Origin of the sequence: Streptomyces sp. NPDC007084 (assembly GCF_040703595.1) — a bacterium.
GTDB lineage: Bacteria > Actinomycetota > Actinomycetes > Streptomycetales > Streptomycetaceae > Streptomyces.
In genome coordinates this window covers 1-19,563 of sequence record NZ_JBEYFY010000007.1, presented here as the reverse complement: position 1 = coordinate 19,563, position 19,563 = coordinate 1, and the positions used below count along the sequence as shown (strand labels likewise).

Annotated in this window: 14 protein-coding genes and 1 pseudogene; 6 read left to right on the top strand and 9 right to left on the bottom strand. The window is 73.8% G+C overall.

Going from position 1 to position 19,563, the window contains the following annotated elements; all coding sequences use genetic code 11:
- Window positions 1-104 precede the first annotated feature (104 nt).
- Complete coding sequence (locus AB0912_RS08785) at window positions 105-2,000, bottom strand: FAD/NAD(P)-binding protein (protein ID WP_366697238.1); 1,896 nt, start codon at window positions 1,998-2,000, stop codon at window positions 105-107.
- Between the two features lie 443 nt (window positions 2,001-2,443).
- Window positions 2,444-3,715, bottom strand: a complete 1,272-nt coding sequence (locus tag AB0912_RS08780) for a DUF5685 family protein (protein ID WP_366697237.1) — start codon at window positions 3,713-3,715, stop codon at window positions 2,444-2,446.
- A gap of 289 nt (window positions 3,716-4,004) precedes the next feature.
- Here AB0912_RS08780 and sepF point away from each other — a divergent pair, with 289 nt between their 5' ends.
- The gene (gene sepF / locus AB0912_RS08775; RefSeq protein WP_366697236.1) at window positions 4,005-4,445 is read left to right on the top strand and encodes a cell division protein SepF; all 441 of its coding nucleotides are present in this window, start codon (window positions 4,005-4,007) and stop codon (window positions 4,443-4,445) included.
- Between the two features lie 54 nt (window positions 4,446-4,499).
- Here sepF and AB0912_RS08770 read toward each other — a convergent pair whose 3' ends face one another.
- Together AB0912_RS08770 and AB0912_RS08765 are read right to left on the bottom strand one after the other, a co-directional pair.
- Complete coding sequence (locus tag AB0912_RS08770) at window positions 4,500-5,690, bottom strand: acyl-CoA dehydrogenase family protein (protein WP_366697235.1); 1,191 nt, start codon at window positions 5,688-5,690, stop codon at window positions 4,500-4,502.
- A gap of 259 nt (window positions 5,691-5,949) precedes the next feature.
- Window positions 5,950-7,704, bottom strand: a complete 1,755-nt coding sequence (locus tag AB0912_RS08765; RefSeq protein ID WP_366697234.1) for an MFS transporter — start codon at window positions 7,702-7,704, stop codon at window positions 5,950-5,952.
- 543 nt (window positions 7,705-8,247) lie between these two features.
- Here AB0912_RS08765 and AB0912_RS08760 point away from each other — a divergent pair.
- On the top strand, window positions 8,248-9,279 hold the full coding sequence (locus tag AB0912_RS08760; RefSeq protein WP_366697233.1) for a phosphatase PAP2 family protein: 1,032 nt from the start codon (window positions 8,248-8,250) through the stop codon (window positions 9,277-9,279).
- Window positions 9,280-9,498: 219 nt separating this feature from the next.
- On the opposite strand, the gene AB0912_RS08755 is transcribed toward AB0912_RS08760, so the two are convergent.
- The 3 genes from AB0912_RS08755 to AB0912_RS08745 form a co-directional block, all read right to left on the bottom strand.
- On the bottom strand, window positions 9,499-9,714 hold the full coding sequence (locus AB0912_RS08755; RefSeq protein WP_366697232.1) for an I78 family peptidase inhibitor: 216 nt from the start codon (window positions 9,712-9,714) through the stop codon (window positions 9,499-9,501).
- Between the two features lie 568 nt (window positions 9,715-10,282).
- Window positions 10,283-11,563 carry an ABC transporter substrate-binding protein gene (locus tag AB0912_RS08750; protein WP_366697231.1) on the bottom strand — a complete coding sequence of 427 codons (1,281 nt, stop codon included), beginning with the start codon at window positions 11,561-11,563 and terminating at the stop codon, window positions 10,283-10,285.
- Window positions 11,564-11,569: 6 nt separating this feature from the next.
- Window positions 11,570-12,112: a hypothetical protein gene (locus AB0912_RS08745; RefSeq protein ID WP_366697230.1), complete on the bottom strand. Its 543-nt coding sequence runs from the start codon at window positions 12,110-12,112 to the stop codon at window positions 11,570-11,572.
- A gap of 123 nt (window positions 12,113-12,235) precedes the next feature.
- On the opposite strand from AB0912_RS08745, the pseudogene AB0912_RS08740 reads away from it, so the two are divergent.
- From AB0912_RS08740 to AB0912_RS08730, 3 genes and pseudogenes are all read left to right on the top strand, one after another.
- Window positions 12,236-12,727: pseudogene (locus tag AB0912_RS08740) on the top strand (hypothetical protein); the annotation flags it as partial.
- Between the two features lie 251 nt (window positions 12,728-12,978).
- On the top strand, window positions 12,979-15,684 hold the full coding sequence (locus tag AB0912_RS08735; RefSeq protein ID WP_366697229.1) for an ATP-binding cassette domain-containing protein: 2,706 nt from the start codon (window positions 12,979-12,981) through the stop codon (window positions 15,682-15,684).
- Window positions 15,681-16,361, top strand: a complete 681-nt coding sequence (locus AB0912_RS08730) for an ATP-binding cassette domain-containing protein (protein ID WP_366697228.1) — start codon at window positions 15,681-15,683, stop codon at window positions 16,359-16,361. Before AB0912_RS08735 ends, AB0912_RS08730 begins: the two co-directional genes overlap by 4 nt.
- Here the strand turns inward: AB0912_RS08730 and AB0912_RS08725 are convergent.
- Window positions 16,309-16,980 carry a transglycosylase family protein gene (locus AB0912_RS08725; protein WP_366697227.1) on the bottom strand — a complete coding sequence of 224 codons (672 nt, stop codon included), beginning with the start codon at window positions 16,978-16,980 and terminating at the stop codon, window positions 16,309-16,311. The two genes, AB0912_RS08730 and AB0912_RS08725, sit on opposite strands and share 53 nt — an antisense overlap.
- A 211-nt stretch (window positions 16,981-17,191) precedes the next feature.
- The gene (locus AB0912_RS08720) at window positions 17,192-17,881 is read right to left on the bottom strand and encodes a transglycosylase family protein (RefSeq protein WP_366697226.1); all 690 of its coding nucleotides are present in this window, start codon (window positions 17,879-17,881) and stop codon (window positions 17,192-17,194) included.
- A gap of 555 nt (window positions 17,882-18,436) precedes the next feature.
- Between AB0912_RS08720 and AB0912_RS08715 the strand changes: the two genes are divergently transcribed.
- On the top strand, window positions 18,437-19,210 hold the full coding sequence (locus AB0912_RS08715; RefSeq protein WP_366697225.1) for a hypothetical protein: 774 nt from the start codon (window positions 18,437-18,439) through the stop codon (window positions 19,208-19,210).
- Window positions 19,211-19,563 lie beyond the last annotated feature (353 nt).

The window sequence follows — 19,563 nt, the reverse complement described above, 5'->3', positions numbered from 1 at the left end:
GCACGGCCGGCCCCGCCGGTGTGTCCCGGGTCCGCGCGGCCCGAGCGGCCGGGGGTCCGCGCGGCCCGAGCGGACGGGGCCCGGCGCCCGTTCACCGGCAGTCCTCAGGCCGCGATACGGCAGGACAGTGCCCGCAGGAACGTGAGCGCGGCGCGGGCCGTCGCGTCGTTCTGCCGGAAGGCCGGGCCGCCGGTACGCGGCCGGGTGAAGGCGCCCGAGCCGCGCGCGTCGGTGTGCGGGCCGAGGGCGAAACGCCGGGGGTGCGGGGTCCCGTCGCGCTCCAGGATCCGTCCGTCGACGGGATCGACGGCGAGCAGTCCCTCGGGGGTCGCCGCGGCTCCCTCGGCGTACAGCTCGCGCAGCAGGGTGTCCCTGGTGCGCTCGACGGTGGGGTGCGGCAGGCGGGCCTCGACGAGCGCGCGGGCCTCGACGACGGCGCCGGGGACGCTGGCGCCGGCCGCCCGGAAGACCCCGTCCTCGGCGGTGACGGTCACGTCCGCGCCGAGGAACCGGAGGATTCCGGCCCGCGACAGGGCGAGCATCTGCCGCAGCCGGGGGCCGGGCGGACCGGAGGCGAGGTAGCTGAAGAAGCCGTGCCACCACGCGCCGATGTCGCCGAGCCGGACGAGCTGGCCGTAGACCGACAAGAGCCCCAGGAAGACGGCCAGGTCGGGGCTGTGGGCGGCGTCGTGACGTCGCGTCAGGTCGTCCTCGATGTACGTCCGCAGTCCGTGCTGGAGGTCCTCGGGGGTGCTGTACCGCACGCCGTCCAGCGGCCGGTCGAGCGCGGTGAGGTCGAGACGGTCGGCCGGGTCGGGCACGGCGTCCGCGACCAGCGCCCTGATCTCGTCGGGGGTGCCGGCGGCGTACTTCTCCTCGAAGTCCGGCCAGGGGAGCCGGGTGCGTCCGGGGTGGGCGGCGAACAGCCGGTGGTAGTGCGCGAACCCCAGTTCCTTCTCGATCAGCGGCCACACGTCCCGCCGGAAGTCGAACCCGCCGGCGCGGGCGAGCAGTCCGTCGACCTCGGCGGGCCCGAAGAACCGTGGCAGCGGCGGCCGTTCGCCCTCCCAGTCGTAGCCGATCTTGGAGTGGTAGGGGACGCCGCGCCGGGAACCGACGTAGAGGACCGGCTCCTGCCCTGACGGGTGGTAGCGGTCGCCCTCGAACCGGCCGCCGCGGCCCTCGGTGAGCAGCACCATGAGGTCGACGAAGGCGAGCCCGAAGCCGCGGACCAGGACGGGTTCGCCGGGCGCAAGGGCGGACAGGTCGCTGTCGGCGGTGAAGTCCGGGGGCAGGTGGACCAGCCCGTGCTCGCGCGCGTACGCGGCCAACGCGGCCTGTTCGGGGTCGAGTTCGGCGTCGAGGTGGCCGAGGGTCAGGGCGACCGCGTCGGCGAGGAGCGGGCGGGGTCTGCCCTCCAGCCACACCTGCTGGCGGCCCTCGCGGGGTCCGTTCACCCGCAGGGCGCGGCACACGTGCCGGTGGACGCGGATGCCCGGCGGCAGGGCGGCCACCGCCCGCTCGTACACCCACCGCAGATAGGCGCCCTGCCGGGGCCGGTCCGCGAAGGTGCGTCCCGGCAGGTCGGCCCAGGTGTCCAGCGTGGGGCCTTCGAGGACGGGGCCGGCCATGTCGACGGACTCGTCGGTGAACATCGTGACGTCCCGCGCCTCGGAGTTCATCCACAGCAGCGGCGACTGCTCGGTGCGCCAGATGCGTCCGGCGCCCGCCGGGTACGGGTCGACGACATGGATGTCGAGCCCCGAACCGGCGTACAGCTCGGGCGCGTTGGCGGCGATGCGCTCCAGGAGTCCGGTGCCGCGCGGGCCCGCTCCCACGATCACCAGCGAGGGCCGGCCCGCGGTCGGCGCGCTCCGGTCCTCGCCGGGCGGGACCCGCGGGGCGCGGGTCCGCGCCGGTACGACGGGCTGCCGGCCGGCGGACGCGGCGGCCGGTTCGTCCGGTGCGGTGGCGGGATGGGCGGGGGCGTCGGAGGACATGCGGAGGCTCCGTGATGCGTCGAGTCGAGCGCGGGTGCCTTCACACAGGTCACGCGGGGCGCCCTCGGGCGCCGTACGGCCGAGCCCCTCAGCAGGGCCGTGGCACGAGGGTACGGCGGCGTTTCCCCTCGTTGTCAAGGGTGTCCGTACTGTGAGCGGTACGTCTCAAGCCGGTTGACGTGCTCTCGGATGCCTGTTCCACTTGGCCCATGCATTCACAGCAGTGGCTGGTCAAGCGCTCCCACATCGACTTCGGTCGCGTGTGGTCCTCTTCCTGTTGAGCCGACCCCCTGCGCGCCCGTCCCGCACGGCCGCCCCGCGTTCTTCCGCCTCCCCCGCCTTCACACGCGCACCCCTCCCCTCAGCGTGCCGCCCCCGCCCGTGACCGTCCTCGGCCACGGCGCGGGCGGCGTCCACGGCAGCAGCGCACGGCAGAGCGGCGCTCACAGCCCGCAGTCACAGCACGAGCAGCACTCGCAGCATTCACAGCACTCGCACGCCTCGCAGCACCCGCAGTCGCAGTCGCAGTCGTTCAGGCATCCGCCGCGCTTCCTGCGCGACCACGGGCCCTCGAACTCGTCGGCGCAGCACACCTTGCAGGTGCAGCACAGCCCGACGGCGGCGGCACAGCCCGCCCAGAACCCGCGCCGGCCCGGGTTCGGGGGCTGCGCCGAGGGACCGCCGCCGAAGGGGTTGCCGCCCCCGACGTAGGGGTTCCCGGTGTGCTGGGGCGGCGGACCGAAGGCTCCCTCGGGGCCGGGCCGGACGGCCGGTCCGAGTGAACCCGCCACTCCGGGGGTACCGGGGACACCGTGAAGATCAACTGTCCCGTGCGCGCCGTCGGCCGGATGTCCGCATCCCGAGGTCCCGAAGGCACGGTCCACCGAGCGGCCCAGTTCGTGGGCGAGCAGCAGATGGGCGAGCCGACCGTCGGTGAACTCGACCTCGCGCAGGGCGAGCCGTATACCGCGCAGCGCGTCGTCGGCGAGCCGGCGGGCCTCGGTGAGCGGGGTGCCGGTGGCGGTGAGCGGGTTCCAGGCTCCCGACGCGGCGTCAGTTTCCCTGTCCTCCACGGCGTCCAGCAGATGCGCGAGCCGTCCGAAGAGCCGGCCGGCCTCGGCCAGGGGCTCCGCGTTGCGGGGGCGGCCGGCGAGGACGGCGGTGTGCGCGAAGGCGGCGGCGGTCGCCGTCTCGGTGGGTTCCGTCACCGTCAGCAGCGGGGTGCCGGGCCCGGCCAGCGCCTCGATCCCGGTCTGCCGGTCCACCGCGTCGACGAGCACGGCGGTGTCGAAGCCGACCTCGGAACCGGTCCGCGCGCCCGCCCGGCCCCAGCTCGCGGCGACACGGCGGGCGGCGAGCGCGACCGGCCTGCGCCCCAAGAGGCCGTCCCTGTCGGCGACGTGGTCGCTCACCTTGGCCGCGGCGAGGACGAGCGAGACGGCCGCGGCGAGCCGCGCGCCCTCGCCCTGGGCGACGGACGCGGTGCGCATCCCGCGCAGCGGACAGGGCCCCGCCGTGCGGCGACCGCCGGGCGCGCGCTCGGCCTGAGCCTCCGTCAGAACCGATATGAGCAGGCCGTCGTAGTTGGTGACGACCCGTGCGAACTGGCCGTGGTCCCCGCGCAGTGCGAGGCACAGCCCGCACAGATGCGCCATCCACTGCGCCTTGAGCCCCTCACCGAGCCGATGGGCGCAGGGCCTCACGATTCCGAACACGACACTCCCCCGTGACACGTACGACGTTGGGCTGCGGCATCGTAGCGGCCACCCCGTTCACCCGTACGCCCCGCCCGTCACCCGATCGCCGGGAGAAATCATATTTCACTCTCAGTCAGCAGCCGTACACGGCAGGACCCTTGGGGGGCGCGGGCTCTCGACGGATTCGCCGTGCACCAGTACCGTCACGAAACCCCCGCGCGGCGTCTATCCACTTGGCGCGACATCCGCATCATGGACGACCATGGGTATGCGGAAGCACGAAAGACCGCTGTGAGAGGAGGCGTCCATGGGATCGGTGCGCAAGGCGAGTGCCTGGCTTGGCCTCGTCGACGACAACGATGACGAGCGTTACTACGACGACGACTACGCCGAGGGTCAGGAGACCCCCGGCGAGGCTTGGGTCACCGACCCGCGCGTGAAGGTCGCTTCCGAGACGGCGGAGGAGAAGGGCCGCCGGATCGGCACGGTCACCCCGGACAGCTTCCGGGACGCGCGCGGTATCGGTGAACTCTTCCGGGACGGCGTCCCGGTGATCATCAACCTCACGGCCATGGAGCCCGCCGACGCCAAGCGCGTGGTGGACTTCGCGGCCGGCCTGACCTTCGGCCTGCGCGGCACCATCGAGCGGGTCGCCACCCGGGTCTTCCTGCTGACCCCGGCCAACACGGAGATCGTCAGCGGCGAGGCCGCCGGCCGGCAGACCGACGGGTTCTTCAACCAGAGCTGAGGCAGGGCCGCTCACCGGCCCTGCCCCACCGGGTCCCGGGAACGGAACGGATCTCTACCGGAAGGCGTCGAGTCCGGTGAGCGCCTTGCCCAGCACGAGTTGGTGCATCTCGACGGTGCCCTCGTAGGTGAGCACCGATTCGAGGTTCGTGGCGTGCCGCATCACGGGGTACTCCAGGGAGATCCCGTTGGCGCCGAGGATCGTGCGCGCGGTACGGCAGATGTCGATGGCCTCGCGCACGTTGTTGAGCTTGCCGAAGCTGACCTGCTCGGGGCGGAGCCGTCCCGCGTCCATGCGGCGGCCCAGGTGGTGGGCGAGCAGGATTCCCTTGTGGAGTTCGACGGCCATGTCGGCGAGCTTGGCCTGGGTGAGCTGGAAGCCGCCGATGGGGCGCCCGAACTGCTCGCGCGTCCTGGCGTAGGCGACGGCGGACTCGAAGCTGGAACGGGCCGCGCCCATCGCGCCCCACACGATTCCGTAGCGGGCGTGCGAGAGGCAGCTCAGCGGGCCCTTGAGGCCGACGACCTCGGGCAGCACGGCGTCGGCGGGCAGCCGGACGTCGTCGAGGACCAGTTCGCTGGTGACGCTCGCCCGCAGCGACCACTTGTGCTTGATCTCGGGGGCGGAGAACCCGGGGACGTCGGTCGGGACGACGAATCCGCGGATGCCGTCGTCGGTCTGCGCCCACACGACGGCGACACCGGCGACGGAACCGTTGGTGATCCACATCTTGCGCCCGTTGAGCACCCAGTCGCCGCCGTCGCGCTTGGCGTACGTGCGCATGGAGCCCGGGTCGGAGCCGTGGTCGGGCTCGGTCAGCCCGAAGCAGCCGATGACCTCGCCGGTCGCCATGCGCGGCAGCCAGGTCCGCTTCTGCTCCTCGCCGCCGAACCGGTGGATGGCGTACATCGCGAGGGAGCCCTGTACTGAGACGAGCGAGCGGATACCGGAGTCGGCCGCTTCGAGTTCCAGGCAGGCGAGGCCGTACTGCACGGCGGTGGCCCCGGCGCATCCGTAGCCCTCAAGCGACATGCCGAGGGCGCCGAGGCCGCCCAGTTCGCGGGCCAGTTCCCGGATGCCGGGCAGCTCGCCCTTCTCGTACCAGTCGGCGATGTGGGGCAGCACCCGGTCGGCGGCCCAGCTCCGCACGGTGTCGCGGATGGCGAGGTCCTCCGCGTCCAGCAGGTCGTCGATCCCGAGCGGGTCGGCGGGGTCGAGGGGCGGGAGCTTCGAGGACGCGGACATACGACAGCCTCCGGCAGGGTGATAACTAGCACCGCTAGTTAAAGATCTCGGCCCGACGTTACGACGCAGTGTCCCGCAAGTCCAGCGCGCGGCCCGGAGGTGCGTGTCACGTCGGTCCCGAGGTGCGGGTCACGTCGGCCCGGGGGTGGGGAGCACGTCCGCCCGGAGGTGCGGGTCACGTCCGCCTGAAGGTGGGGGCACGTTCAGTCCGGTGGTGCGGGTCGCGTCAGGGGAGCCCGGCCGTCGTCCGGATCGGGGTCTACGCGGAGACGCGGCGCTCGGCGACTTCCCTGGGGGACGGGATGTCCGCGTGGGCCGAGCCGGCGCCCGGGGCCCTGTTCGGGTCGGGGGCGGAGTCCGTGCCCGGGCGGCCGGAGCCCGAGGCGGCCCTCACCGTGCCGGCGTCCGGGGCCGTGGTCGTGGCCGTCATGCCTGCGTCCGGGGCCGTGGCCGTCGTGCCGGCGTCCGGGGCGGAGTCGCAGTCCATGACGCGCGGGAGGCGCAGCGCCATCACCGCGCCGAGCAGCAGCAGGCCCGCGCTCACCAGCAGGGTCACATGGAGTCCGTGCACGAAGGAGTTCCTGGCGGCCTGCCGCAGCGCGCCGCCGGCCGGTCCGCCGAGCCGGGCGGCGACCTCGTAGGCCTCCCCCAGCGAATGCCCGGCCGCCCTGGAGTCGGCGGAGGGGACACCGGGGACGGAGGACAGGCCGGGGGCGTAGGCCGCGTTCATCACGCTGCCGAGGAGCGCGATGCCGATGCCGGCGCCGAGCTGGTAGGAGGTCTCGCCGATCGCGGCGGCCCCGCCGGACTGCGCCTGTGGTGCCTCGCTGAGCATCGACTCGTACGCCCCGAAGAGCGTGGTCTCCAGGCCGAAGCCGAGCAGCACGAAGCCGGCCAGCAGCAGTCCGGTGTTGTCGTGTGTGCCCATCGCGGTGAGCGTGACGACGGACGCCGCCGTGAGGCAGAAGCCGAGGCTGACCATCGCGCGCGGGCCGAACCGGCGCAGCAGCTTGGCGCCCGCGAGCCCGGCGGCCATCGCCGCGACGGTGAGCGGCAGCAGCCGCAGCCCGGTCTCCAGCGGGGACAGGCCGAGGACGAGCTGGAGGTACTGCGCGGCGATCAGTTCGAGGCCGACCAGGGCCAGCATGGCGAGGACGATGCAGCCCACCGAGGTGCTGAAGGCGGGGCGGGAGAACATCCGTAGGTCCACCAGCGGGTGCTCGCGCCGCCGCTGGCGCCGGACGAACCCGGTCATCAGCAGGCCGCCGGCGATCAGCGGTGCCCAGGTGAACGGGCTGAGCGGCGCCTCGCCGCCGCCGAGACGCTTCACGCCGAGGACGATGCCGAACAGGCCGGCGGCGGCCATCAGCGCGCCGGCCACGTCCCAGGGGCCGTCGCGGTCGCCGCGCGACTCGGGCAGCAGCAGCCGTCCGACGGGCAGGCTGACGATCATCAGGGGGATGTTGACGAGGAAGACCGATCCCCACCAGAAGTGTTCGAGGAGGAACCCGCCGAGCAGCGGGCCGACCGCCGCGCCGACGGCGGCCACCGCGCTCCAGATGCCGATCGCGAGGGCCCGCTCGCGCCGGTCGGGGAAGACCTGGCGCAGGATCGACAGGGTGGCGGGCATGATCATCGCGCCGCCGACGCCGAGCAGGGCGCGGGCGCCGATCAGGACCTGGGCGTTGTCGGCGAGGGCGGCGATGCCGGAGGCGACGCCGAAGAGGGCGTAGCCGAGGAGGAGGACCCTGCGGCGGCCGACGCGGTCACCGAGCGTGCCGAAGAGGATGAGGAGCGAGGCGCAGACGAGCGGGTAGACGTCGACGATCCAGAGCAGCTCCATGGCGCCGGGCCTGAGGTCCTCGGTGACGGCGGGGACCGCCACGTGCAGGACGGTGGCGTCGAGGGCGACCAGCAGCAGGCTGACGCACAGCACGACGAGGACGACCCAGCGGTTGGCACCGGCCCCGGTCTCCCGACGGCATCGCGCTGCGGCCGTGGTCGTCCCGGACATGTACGTACCTCCAGAGGTTCCCTCGCGTTCGGCGGATCCGCAGGGTGGGGACTCCCTGGGGCTGCGGCCCGGAGAGCGGGATATCCCGGGCCCACGCAACAAAGGCGAGTGAGGCGCCAGCGTACGCGAGTTCCCGTCGATGACACGTGGCGGACCTCTCACGTTCTCCCGGCGGGAGTGTGGCGTACGCCACGGCCGTACGCCGTCGTCGTGCGCCGTCGTCGTACGCCGTCGTCGTACGCCGCCGTCTTGCGCCATGGCCGTACGCCCGGCCGTATGCCGACCGTCCGGTCCGCCGGGTCCGGTCGGCCGTGTGCGGTCGGTGAGCGTACGGGTAATTCCGCGCCATCATTCGGTGAACGAATACACAAGCGCCATATAACCGAAGCCATGGAAGACCATAGGAATTGAAGGCTCCACGGTTCCCGGATTAGAGATTCATTGGAAATGAACATGATCCTGAGAGGAATCCCACATCACATCGTCATCACAAAGCGAGTGAATCGGCCTGGACCACAGCTCACTCGCTGTAACGTCGATTGAGTGCGTACCGAACGAAACCTCACCCGTCTGGACCGGGTCTTCGCCCGGCTCGACCGTGAGCCGGAACGGCCGGCCCACATCGATGTCTCCCGGATGAGCCGGCACAGGGTCGTCCTCTTCGCGGCGACCCTGGCCTTCTACCTGGCCATCGTGTGGGCCGTCTCGGTCACGTCCTGGCTGGTCCGGTTCGACTGGCAGGTCATGTTCTTCCGGCCCTACCAGCAGTGGCCGGAGATCCACGCCTTCCTCGACTACTACGTGGTGCTCGGCCAGCGCGGCCCCACCGCCGTGATGGTCACGGCGTGGCTCGGCTGGCGCTCCTGGCGCCAGCACACCCTGCGCCCGCTGCTCACGCTGGCCACCTCCCTGCTGCTGCTCAACATCACGGTCGGTGCCGCGAAGCTCGGCATGGGCCGCCTCGGTCCGCACTACGCCATAACGATCGGCTCGAACGAGATGGGTCTGGGCGGCGATATATTTCCCTCCGGCCACACCGCGAACGCCGTCGTGACCTGGGGAATCCTGGCCTATCTGGCGTCCACTCCGCGTGCCAGGCGGTGGCTGTCGGCCCTGTCCGCCGTTACCTCCCTCGGGGTCGGTCTCACCACCGTGTACCTGGGGACGCACTGGCTGAGCGACGTCCTGCTGGGCTGGGCGGCGGGTCTGCTGATCCTGCTGGCGCTGCCCTGGTTCGAGCCGCTGATCGCCCGCGCCGAGACCTGGATCTTCGCGCTCCGTGACCGCTGGCGCGCCCGGCGCGGCGGTACGGCGCCCGCTCCCGCGCCGGCGCCGGTCGGCGCACCGGTCATGGCCACCCAGCCGCCCGCCACGGACGGCGGCGAGATGCCGGCCCGGGGCGCCGCCGCGTCCCGTCCGGCCAGGACCCCCGTCTATCTGGCGCCGGGCCCGCACACCACCCGCTCGGAGCGCACGCCGGTCACCCCGGCGGGCAGCCGCCGGCCGCCGCACGCCGACCGTGTGGCGCGCGCGGCCACGACGACCACCTCGGCCCGCCCCCTGACGGGCGGCTGAGGACGGCGGGACCCGGTACGGCGGGACCCAGTACGGCCGGACCCGGTATGGCCGGGACGGCGGGGCCGGTACGGCCGAGGACGGCGGGGCCGGTACGCACACCCGCTCCCCGCACCTCCTCGCACCTCCTCGCACCGCGAAGGCCCCCGGCTCAACCGAGCCGGGGGCCTTCGCGTGTCTGGGTCCCGTCGGGCGCGTGTCATGGGTCCCGTCGGGCGCTCAGCCCTTCCAGCAGCGGAGGACCGTGCCGTCCTCGACCTCGAAGTTCAGCCGTCCCACGAGGTACTCCATGGTGATGACGGAACCGGGCGGCAGCGAGCGCACCGAGGACCAGCCGTGCTCCCGGGCGCGCTCCTCGGCGCGGCTCGCCTCCAGTCCGACGTAGCTCTCCGGGCTTTCCTGGGGCTCTAGGCGTGCGGGGTGATTGGGTGCCATGACCGCCACGTTAGGCTCCGCGACCCGGCGGTGGAAGCCCGGACGGCGACCGTGCGTCACTCGTCCCCCTCCGGTCACATCTCTGTCACAGGATCACGACACGCGTTTCGGCCGAACTCCGGGCCGCCCGCGTGGATCACGCGCCGTGTTCCGAACGCCTTCGAACGCAATTCGGAGTCTTCGGCGAAGCATCCGAAATAGGCCCGCCGGAATGTACGTGAACCGGTGTTCGGCCGCGTCTTTTCATTCCGGCCCGCCGGGATTCCACGGCCACCTCTCCCCCCTCGGCACCGCCCGACCCCACAGCGGAAATACACGGTTCCGACACACAACCCCCGCGGGCTCTCTCCGCCCACCGCTCCCCCGCTACGGCGTCCCCGTGATCCGCTCGGCGGCCCGCTCCAGGGGCACCGGCGGCGGCTACCAGACCCCCGCTTCGGTCTGAACGGCCTCGTCCTCAATCGCCGGACGGGCTGAGAATCTTCAGCCCCTCCGGCGATTGAGGAGTGGGGGTCCGGGGGCAGCGCCCCCGCAACGGGACGGGAAGGGGCGGAGGGGGCGAAGAACCTTACGGGCGGTAGCCCAGTTGCGGGACCCGGAAACAGGTCCGGTTCATGTCCCCCTGGGGCACCCAGCCACGGCCGTCCCGCCACCGGGCGACGGACAGGCAGGCCCGCCGCGACACCGGAGGCTCACGCAGCCGCTCGTACGTGACGGGAAGCAGCAACCCCCCGCCGGTGTACGGCTCACCCCGGCTCATGAAGGAGTCGACACACCCCCGGGTGACCTCGCCGCCCGCACAACCCCGAGCCGCCGCCACGAACCACCCCGCGGCCACCCACCCCTCCAACTGCCACTGCGAGTGCGTCTTGAGCCCCTTCGTCGCATCCCGGAACTCCCGCACGGCCGCGTTCGAGACATCCTCGTAGTCACGACTGGCCCCGGTGACCCACAGGGCGTTACGGCAGCGCGGCGAGTCCTTGTAGTCCTGCGGGACGGTGGACGTCCAGTTCTGGACGTTGGTGACCTTGGCGACGACGTGCGCGCCGACCTGGTCCATGGCCTGGCAGAGCCGGGCGTTGCCGTGACTGTCGATGGCGTCGAAGACGAGGTCGGCGCCCCGCTCCTTGAGATCGGCGGCGACGGCACGGAAGTTGGGCAGCGCGAAGTCGACCTGCTCGGGGACGACCCGGTAGCCCTCGGCCTTGAGCCCCTGGGTGACGAGACGGGCGTAGGCGGCGGAGGCGGACTGGTTGTAGGAGACGACGGCGGCGGTACGGGCGCCGTGGACGCGCTTGAAGTAGCGGTAGACCTCGGTGCCGCCGTACAGCTTCCCGCCCCAGCCGGGCGTACCGTCCCGGGGCGCGAGGCTGCCGTAGATCCCGTAGAGGTGCGGATAGGTGTCGTAGGCGGGCCCGATGGGCTGGCCGCCGATGTCGGGCACGCCCGCGCGGGAGACACGGGAGGCGCCCGCGTAGTCGAGGACGGTGGTGGCGACGAGGGCGATGACCTTGTCCTCGTCGATCAGCCGGTGCACGCACGCGTTGTTGCCGACCCCGCTGCCGCCGTCGTCGCACAGCCTCACCTCGACGCGCCGCCCGGCGATGCCGCCGCGCGCGTTGAGCCGGTCGAAGTAGGCGATCGCCCCGTCGCGCGGTCCGGTGAACGCGGAGCCGCCGACGGGGCTGGTGGCGCTGGTGACGATCCCGACGCGGACCGGTCCGGCGCTCGGGGCGGGCGCGGTCGTGGCGCGGTGCCCGAAGTCGCTCTCGGGCAGCCGGCTGCCGCAGGCCGTGCCGAGCAGGAGCAGCAGTCCCGCGACGGCGGCCCCGGCGGCTGTGCGGCGCACCGCAGCTCAGCAGCCCGGGGCGGCGCTGGACGACGGGTCGCCGCTCAACTTGACCAGGGCGCACAGGGTGTTGACGGAGACCTTCCAGGTGCCGTCCTGTTCGACGGCCGTCCCGGCGGCGTCCGGCAGCGCGGTGGCGCCCTTGAGGGTCAGGGTGTACGTCACGTTCGCCGCGGCCGGTGAGGTGAACTCGACCTTCTCCACCTTCGCCCGCACCTCCTGGCCGCGCCGGTCGCCGTTGAAGCCCTTGAGCACCGGGGCCATCCGGTCGCCGTTCTCCAGGACGGCCCGCTTGTCCTTGGTGCCGACGCCGGGATCGAAGAACTTCTCCCAGTTCTCCCGCACCTGGGCCTCCGCCGCGGCGGGGTCGGCCGGAGCGGTGGCGCTCGGGCCGGCGCCGCCGGTCCGTTCCACGGAGGGGGTGGGCGCCGACGTGCTCGCTCCGCCGCTGTCGTCGCCGCAGGCCGTGAGGGCGGCGGCGAGGACGAGAACCGCCGTCGCCGCGACTCCCCTGCCGCGCAGCCGCCTTGGGTCGCTCCCGAGAACCATCGTGGCTCACCGCCGGGTGTCGGTCCGGGCGGTGTGCGCCCGGCGCTTTCAGGGTCAGCTTCCAGAAGGCATAGTGCAAGCCATCGGCTCACATGGACAGACACACGACGTGGGGGAGTCCGGATGCGGACAGCTCGACTGCGGACCGTGCGGCCCGTCCCGGGGACCGTGCGCCCCGTCCTGTGGGCCGGCTGGGCCGCGCTCGCGGCCGGCGCCGTGCTGTGTGTCATCGGCTGGTACGGCGTTTCCGGCGAGCGGTACGCGGAACGCCAACTCCCCTATCTCGCCTCGTGCACCGTGCCCGGCGCCGCGCTGATCGTCGCGGGGGCGGTGCTGGTCGCGCAGGGCAGGAGCGCGTCGGCCGGGTCCCGTGTCGAGGAGTTGTACGGGCTGCTCGTGGCCTCGGGCGCGGCGGAGGCCGAGGAGTCGGCGCGGGCGGCGTCCGCTCCCCTCGCGGTCGCCGGTGATCTCCTGATGGTGCCCGGCGGCACCCTGTACCACCGCGCGGACTGCCCTCTGGTCGCCGGGAAACCGGAGGCGGTCCCCGTCGACTCGCACGCCCTGACCGGCGGCGACCTCGGCCCCTGCCCGATCTGCGAACCGGACGCGGACGACGAACTCCCCACCCCCGCGCGGCAGTCCGAGCCGCCTACGTCCGCCGCCGAGCCGCCGTCCGCACGCGTCGCCGGACCCGCCGAGCCGCTCGTCGAGCGGCCCTCCCCCGACGGACAGACCGGTAGGGGCACCGGCGGCGGCACCGGAATCGGCAACGGCCCGGGAACAGCCGGAGGGACGGGGACCGGCGGCGGGCCGGGAGCGGATGGCGGGACGGGGACCGGCGGCGGCACCGGCGGTCCGGACGCCTGATGGCGTCGCTGACGTACGACCTCACCCTCGCCGGCCTCTCGGTCGGCGGGGCCGCCGCGCTCACCGGGATCGGGCTGGTCGTCACGCACCGCTCCACCGGCGTCGTCAACCTCGCGCACGGCGCGATCGCGATGGTCTGCGCCTACCTGCTGCGGCAGTTCACGGTCGAGTGGGGCTGGCCGCTCGCGGCCGGCGCCTCGGTGACCCTGCTCGTCGTGGCGCCCGTGATCGGCGTGGGGCTGGAGCGCTTCGTCTTCCGGCCGCTGTCCGTCCTCGGCGGCGACCCGGCGCGCACCCTCGTCGCCTCCATCGGCGTCTTCGTGCTGCTGGTCGGCGGGGCGGCGCTGGTGTGGGGGCCGGGAGCGCGGGCCGACGCCCCGGTGCTGGTCTCGGCGGACCCGTGGGGCCAACTGGCGGTCGCCGGCGCGCTGGCGGTGGGCGTCGGCGCGGTGACCCGGCGGACGCGGTTCGGCACGGAGCTGCGGGCCGTCGTCGACGACCGGCCGCTGGCGGTGCTCGGAGGCGTGGACGCCGACCGAGTGGCGGCGGCCGGCTGGGCGTTCGGCTCGTTCACGGCGGGCCTCACGGGCGTGCTCCTCGCTCCGTACGTGCGGCTCGACCCGTACGGCATGCCGCTGCTCGTGATGGAGGTGATGGCGGTCGCGGTCGCCGCCCGGATGCGGAGCCTGCCGGTAGCCGTCGTGGCCGCCCTCGGTATCGGTGTCGCCCAGAGCCAGTTGACCCGGCTGCGTCCCCCGGGCGCGGCGGAGCCGCTGCTCCAGGCCGTCGGTGCCAACCTCTTCGTGGTCGCCCTGCTGGTCGCGGCCCTCGTCCTGCCCGGTATCGGGGGCCGCGACGCCCTCCCCCGGCCGGCGAGGGCCCGCGTACCGGCGCCGCCGGGGACCTGGGCCGTCGCGGCGGTGCTGTTCCTGCTGCCGCTCGGCTTCGCGGGCTCGGACCTGCACACCTCGGTGCAGGTGCCCGCGCTCGGGGTCGTCCTGCTGTCCCTGGTCGTCGTCACCGGGCGCGGCGGCCAGATCTCGCTGGGCCAGTCCGCGTACGCCGGTCTGGGTGCCCTGTTCACGGCGCTGCTCGCGGCGGGTCGCCTTCCCGGCTTCCCCCGGCTGCCCGAACTGGCCGCGCTCGCGGTGGCGGTGGCGCTGGTGGCGCCGCTCGGTCTGCTGACCGGGTGGCCGGCCATCCGCCGGCACGGCCTGGCGCTCGCGGCGGCCACCTTCGCGGTGGGCGTCGGCGTCAGCCGGTTCGTCTTCGCGCAGCCCTACGCCGTGTCGGGCCTGTCCCTTGACCGCCCGGCGGGCTTCGACGGCGACCACGCTTACTACCTGCTCGAACTCGCCCTGCTGGCGCTCGCGTTGTGCGCGGTGCACGGTCTGCGCCGGGGCCGCACGGGCCGGGCACTGGCCGCCCTGCGCGATCACGAGGCGGGCGCATCGGCGGCGGGGGTCCCGGTGCCGGCCCTGAAACTGGCCGCGTTCGTCGCCGGCGCGGCGCTGGCCGCGCTCGGCGGCGGCATGCTCGGCATGGGCGTCCGCGCCTTCGACGCCGACGCGTACGACCCGGTGCGCGGGCTGCTCTGGTTCGCCGCGGTCGTCGTGCTCGGCGCCGACAGCATGCTGGGCGCGCTCGCCGCCGCGGCCCTGCTGGTGGGCCTCGACGCGGGCACCCGCGGCGGACTGGCAGCGGCCGTGGTGGGCGTGCTGGCCATCGCCGCGGGCCACTTCCCCGACGGCCCCCACGAGGCGTTGCGCGCGGCGCCGACCCGCCCGCGTCGCCCGGCGACGCTCACACCTCTGGGCCTGCGGGTCCGACGACGGCTCGCGGCGACGGAGCAGTCGCGCCGGGCGGGAACGTCCGCGCCGGAAAGGGGACCGTCCGGAGCTGTGCCGGCGGCGAGCCCCTCCCGGTCGACCACGAGGCACGCACTCCCGGCCCCCTCGCTCCCCGCCGGGACGGAGCCGCCCTCCCCTCCCATCACCCTCCGCCCCTCCTCTCCTCCCCCTCCCCCGCTGTCCGCCCGTCGGCTCCGAGTCGCCTACGGCGGCTTCGTCGCGCTCGACGGGGTCTCCCTGGATGTCCGGCCAGGGCGGGTCACCGCGGTGGTGGGGCCCAACGGGGCGGGCAAGAGCACCTTGTTCCACTGTCTCGCCGGCACGCTGCGCCCCTCGGGCGGTCAGGTGCTGCTCGGGGAGCGGGACATCGGCGGGCTCCCGGCGTACGCGCGGACGCGGCTGGGGATCGCCCGGACCTTTCAGGAACTGGCCGTCTTCCCGTCGTTGAGCGTGGCCGGGAACGTACGGGTCGGCGCCGAGCACGGACGGCGGCCCGATCCCGCCTCGGTGGACCGGGCGTTGCGGCTGCTCGGGCTGGACGGGCCGGTGCGCTCGCGCCCCGCGTCCGAGCTGCCGACCGGCACGCTGCGCCGCGTCGAACTGGCCCGGGCCCTCGCCGGAAACCCCCGCGTGCTGCTGCTCGACGAACCCGCGGCCGGACTCGACGGCGGGGAAGTGACCGCCCTGGCCCGGGTGCTGCGGGCGCTGGCCGCCGACGGCATGGCGGTCCTGGTGGTGGAGCACAACCTCGATCTGGTCGCCGGTCTGGCGCACACCGTCCATGTGATGGCGGCGGGCCGGATCGTGACGTCGGGGCCCGCCGGCCGCGTTCTGAAGAGGAGGGCCGGCGGATGAGCCAGGCGAGCGGCATCGCCCTGCGCCAGGCGCGGGTGCGCTACGGCCCGCTGGAAGCCCTGCACGGCGTGACCCTGGTGGCGCCGGGCCCCGGCCTCACCGTGCTGCTGGGCCGCAACGGCTCCGGTCGTACGACGGCCTTGCGGGCGCTGGCCGGAACGCTCCCCCTGTCCGGGGGCGCCGTCGTCTGGGACGGCGCCGACGTGACCCGCCTGCCCGTGTTCGAGCGCGCCCGGCGCGGACTGCGCCTGGTGCCCGAACGCCGGGCCGTGTTCGGCTCGCTGACCGTCGCGGAGAATCTGGAGCTGGCGGGACCCTCCCTCGCCCCCGCCCTGGACGCGTATCCGCAACTGGCACCGCTGCTCGGCCGCCGCGCGGGCACCCTCTCCGGCGGGGAGCGGCGCATGCTCGCCGTCTCCCGCGCCCTGCTGGCCCGCGCCCGCGTCCTGCTCGTCGACGAGCCCGCCCAGGGCATGTCACCGGCGGTCGCGGCACGCACGTACGAGTTGCTCGGCGCACTCGACGCGTGCGTGGTCGTGGCCGAGCAGCGGCTGCCACCGGCGCTGCGCGGGCGGGCGGCCCGGACCGCCTACGTCCACGAACTGAGCCGGGGCGCGGTCGTCTTCAGCGGAGAGGCGGCCGAGCGTGGTTTCTGGAGCCCGGACCGGCGGAGGTGACGGGTGGGCCGAACCCGGCGGGCTCCAGGGCCCGGGTGCCGCCGCCCGCCTTCGGGAGGGTGAGCAGCGTGCCCGGGTTCAGCCTGTCCGGACTGGCCCCGATCGTCTTCTTGTTGGCCTCGTAGAGGGCCTGCCAGCCGCCCGCGATCGCGTACTTGCGGGCGATCGAGGACAGGGTGTCGCCGCTCTTCACGATGTGCGCGCGGCCCCGCAGGCTGTACTTCTTCGAGCAGGCGGGCCAGGCCTCCCACCCCTGGACGGCGAGTACCTTCTCGGCGACCTTGATCTGCTCGGCGCGGGTGGCGAGATCGGCCCGCGCGGCGTAGGCGAGGCCGCCGAACTCCTTCCAGGTGGGCTGCCAGAACTGGAGGCCGCCGTAGAAGCCGTTCCCGGTGTTCGCGTTCCAGCGGCCACTGCTCTCGCAGTCGGCGATGCAGCCCCAGGGCCAGCCGTCGGCCGCGCAGGCGTAGGAGACGCTCGCGGACAGGGATCGCGGCCGCGGGGGCGGCGGGGCGGCGAACGCGTCCTGCGGGACGAGGGCGGCCAGCGCGGCGGCGACGGCGACTACGGCCGCGTACCGGGCGGGCCCGCTCGGCACCGTCGGCAGGGGCCTGGCCACGGGTGCGGTCCTGGCCGGGCGCGGGGCCCCGGCCGTGGGCAGGGTCCTGGAGGTCGGCGGGGTGCACCTGTTCGACATGGGAGACATCGGGCCACGCTAAGCAGCCCGGCCGGTGGGCCCGTCCAGCCGCGCCCGGCACGCCCAGGGCCCCACCCGGTCGGACGACCGGGCGGGGCCCCGCAAGCGGCGCGTGGGCGCGTGGGCGCGTGGCTCAGATGTCGAGCCGCTGGCCGGGCACGATCAGGTCGGGATCGCCGCCGATGACGGCCTGGTTGGCCGCGTAGATCTTCCGCCAGGTGGTCCCGTGCCGGGCGGCGATGACACTCAGGGTGTCGCCCGCCCGGACGGTGTAGTCACCACGGGACGAACCTCGGTTGACGTGGCCCGCGGGACGCTCCGGCGCCTTCGCCGGGGCGGACTTCACCGTGGACCCGGCCGCCGGCTTCGGTGCCGGCTTCGCCGCCGGCCTCTTGGTGGCCGTGCTCCCGGCCGATGAGGCGGGCGCGCTGCCATAGGCGCCCGCGCGGGCCGAGCAGACCGGCCAGGCACCCCATCCCTGCGCTCGCTGGACCTTGCCGGCGACGGCGATCTGCGCGCTCCTGGAGGCCTGGGCGGCGGTCGGCGCGTAGGCCGTACCGCCGTAGGCACGCCAGGTGCCGGCGGAGAACTGGAGTCCTCCGTAGTAGCCGTTGCCGGTGTTGATGTGCCAGTTGCCGCCGCTCTCACACTGAGCGATACGGTCCCAGACTCCACCGTCGGCCGCGCCGGCGTCGCCGCTCGCGGCGAGCACCCCGAGCGGGGCCAGCAGGGCCGCCCCGGCGAGAACCGCCGTCGTGCGCGTCTTGTTCGCGGGACGGGCCTTGGAGTTGTTGCCGTGAGCGTTATCGGCACATGCGGACATGTAGTTCCCTCTCCGAACACCCGGGGTCCCCCAAGGCGGGGCGCGACGTGCCGCGCATAGGACGCGTTCGTCGCGCTCCGCCCCGTCCGCCGGAGGCCGTGCTGTGGTGCGGTCGTGCTGTGGTGCGGTCGTGCTCGATCGGCCGGCGGACGTTCCCGGGCGGTGCTCTGTGCACACGGCGGAGGAATCTATGGAGCGGGGCGCCTGGTATCAACCAATTCCCTGTCATTCGAGGCCAGTTCACTGTTACCGGGGGTATCGTCGATTTTCGGCCACCCCTTTCATGCGCCGATTTCGTGATTTGTCGACCTGTCACCCTGACGACCTGTGACTTACTTCACCCGTTCAACTTCCTTCGTACTGACAGAAGTTGACGGGGAGTGACCGATTCCGGCGGTCATTTCACCCTGGGCGTCGGTTGGTTCGATTCCGTTCGCTCCCGAGCGTGACTCCGGCCACAGATCGCCCGTTGTCATCTTCATGAGCCGGGAACCCCCGGGTTCATGGGCCGGGCGCCTCCCGGCACCGCCACGCACCGCATCCCGAGGAGCCACCGTGCCGCGCATGCTCGACGTCAGCGACGACGTACGCGCCGAGATCGGCGACGAAGAAGCCGACCGGCTGCTCGCCGGAGAGAACGCCCCCGGCAGTTACGACTGCACGTCGTGCCGCACCCCGGGCGACTCGGAACAGGAGCGCACCAGCACGGTCCTGTTCATCGGCGACGAGACCGCCGTCCTCGCGTTCGCCCACGCCACCTGCCTGCCCTCCCAGGTCGTGCAGGTCACCGAGGAGCAACTGCAGGGCGCCGTCCGCTCGATCCACCCCGACGGCGCTCCCGCCGACGCCGCGCCCGAGCAGGCCGTGCTCGGGGTGACCAGCGGACTCGTGCTGATCAACGGCGACCTGCACCCGGCGCTCGTGGTCGAGCCGACCGGCCCGATCGTGCGCCCCGGGTCCACCGACATCGGCGACGACTTCCTGCCGCTGCTGATCGAGCAGGGCTTCATGCCGGTGACCGAGCTGAACGCGGTGCCGCCGGTGCTGCACGGCTGGTCCGTCCTGCTCGCCATGGGCCAGCTCCACGCCGTGCTCCAGCCGGGCACCGGCGGCGGCTCCCCCGTCGCCTGGTGGCAGGCGCACCAGGCGCTCCAGGTCGCCGACAGTTGGCGCGCCGCCGCCAACAAGCACCAGCAGGTGCTGCTGTTCGCCGCGCCGGTCGGCTCGATCGGCCGGCAGCCCCGCGAGGACCTGCTGCGCGACGCCCTCGACAAGGCGGCGGCCAACGGCCAACTCGTCGCGGCGACCATGCCGCTGGCCGGCACCTGAGCCCCCTCCGAAGCCGACGCGCCCCCACCCCCGCCCCGCCGTGCATCCCAACGCCCGGCGGGGCGCGCCCGGTTGGGCGTGGGGGCGAGGGGGCGGACCCCGGGGGCGGGCGGGAGCAGTGGCGCAGGGTCCTGCCGCACCGGCACGTCTCCGCGTCAGGGCCCGGTCGCACATGACGCCGGGAGCCGGCCGGCACAGGGGCCGCGAGCAACCGAGGTGAGCGGCGTACGGCCCGGGCAGACCCGCCTCCCGGCGCTGGACCCGACTCGGACCCGGCCTGACCCCCGCGCTACCGGGCGTGCGGCCCCGCGCCAGAGGCATGCGGCCCGGCGCGACGGGCGCGCGGCCCCGCG

Excerpts from the sequence above, each read along its gene's own strand:
- AB0912_RS08755 (WP_366697232.1), bottom strand. The coding sequence starts at position 9,714 with ATGGCACCCAATCACCCCGCACGCCTAGAGCCCCAGGAAAGCCCGGAG.
- AB0912_RS08785 (WP_366697238.1), bottom strand. The coding sequence starts at position 2,000 with ATGTCCTCCGACGCCCCCGCCCATCCCGCCACCGCACCGGACGAACCG.
- AB0912_RS08770 (WP_366697235.1), bottom strand. The coding sequence starts at position 5,690 with ATGTCCGCGTCCTCGAAGCTCCCGCCCCTCGACCCCGCCGACCCGCTC.
- AB0912_RS08720 (WP_366697226.1), bottom strand. The coding sequence starts at position 17,881 with ATGTCCGCATGTGCCGATAACGCTCACGGCAACAACTCCAAGGCCCGT.
- AB0912_RS08730 (WP_366697228.1), top strand. The coding sequence starts at position 15,681 with ATGAGCCAGGCGAGCGGCATCGCCCTGCGCCAGGCGCGGGTGCGCTAC.
- AB0912_RS08735 (WP_366697229.1), top strand. The coding sequence starts at position 12,979 with ATGGCGTCGCTGACGTACGACCTCACCCTCGCCGGCCTCTCGGTCGGC.
- AB0912_RS08745 (WP_366697230.1), bottom strand. The coding sequence starts at position 12,112 with ATGGTTCTCGGGAGCGACCCAAGGCGGCTGCGCGGCAGGGGAGTCGCG.
- sepF (WP_366697236.1), top strand. The coding sequence starts at position 4,005 with ATGGGATCGGTGCGCAAGGCGAGTGCCTGGCTTGGCCTCGTCGACGAC.
- AB0912_RS08765 (WP_366697234.1), bottom strand. The coding sequence starts at position 7,704 with ATGTCCGGGACGACCACGGCCGCAGCGCGATGCCGTCGGGAGACCGGG.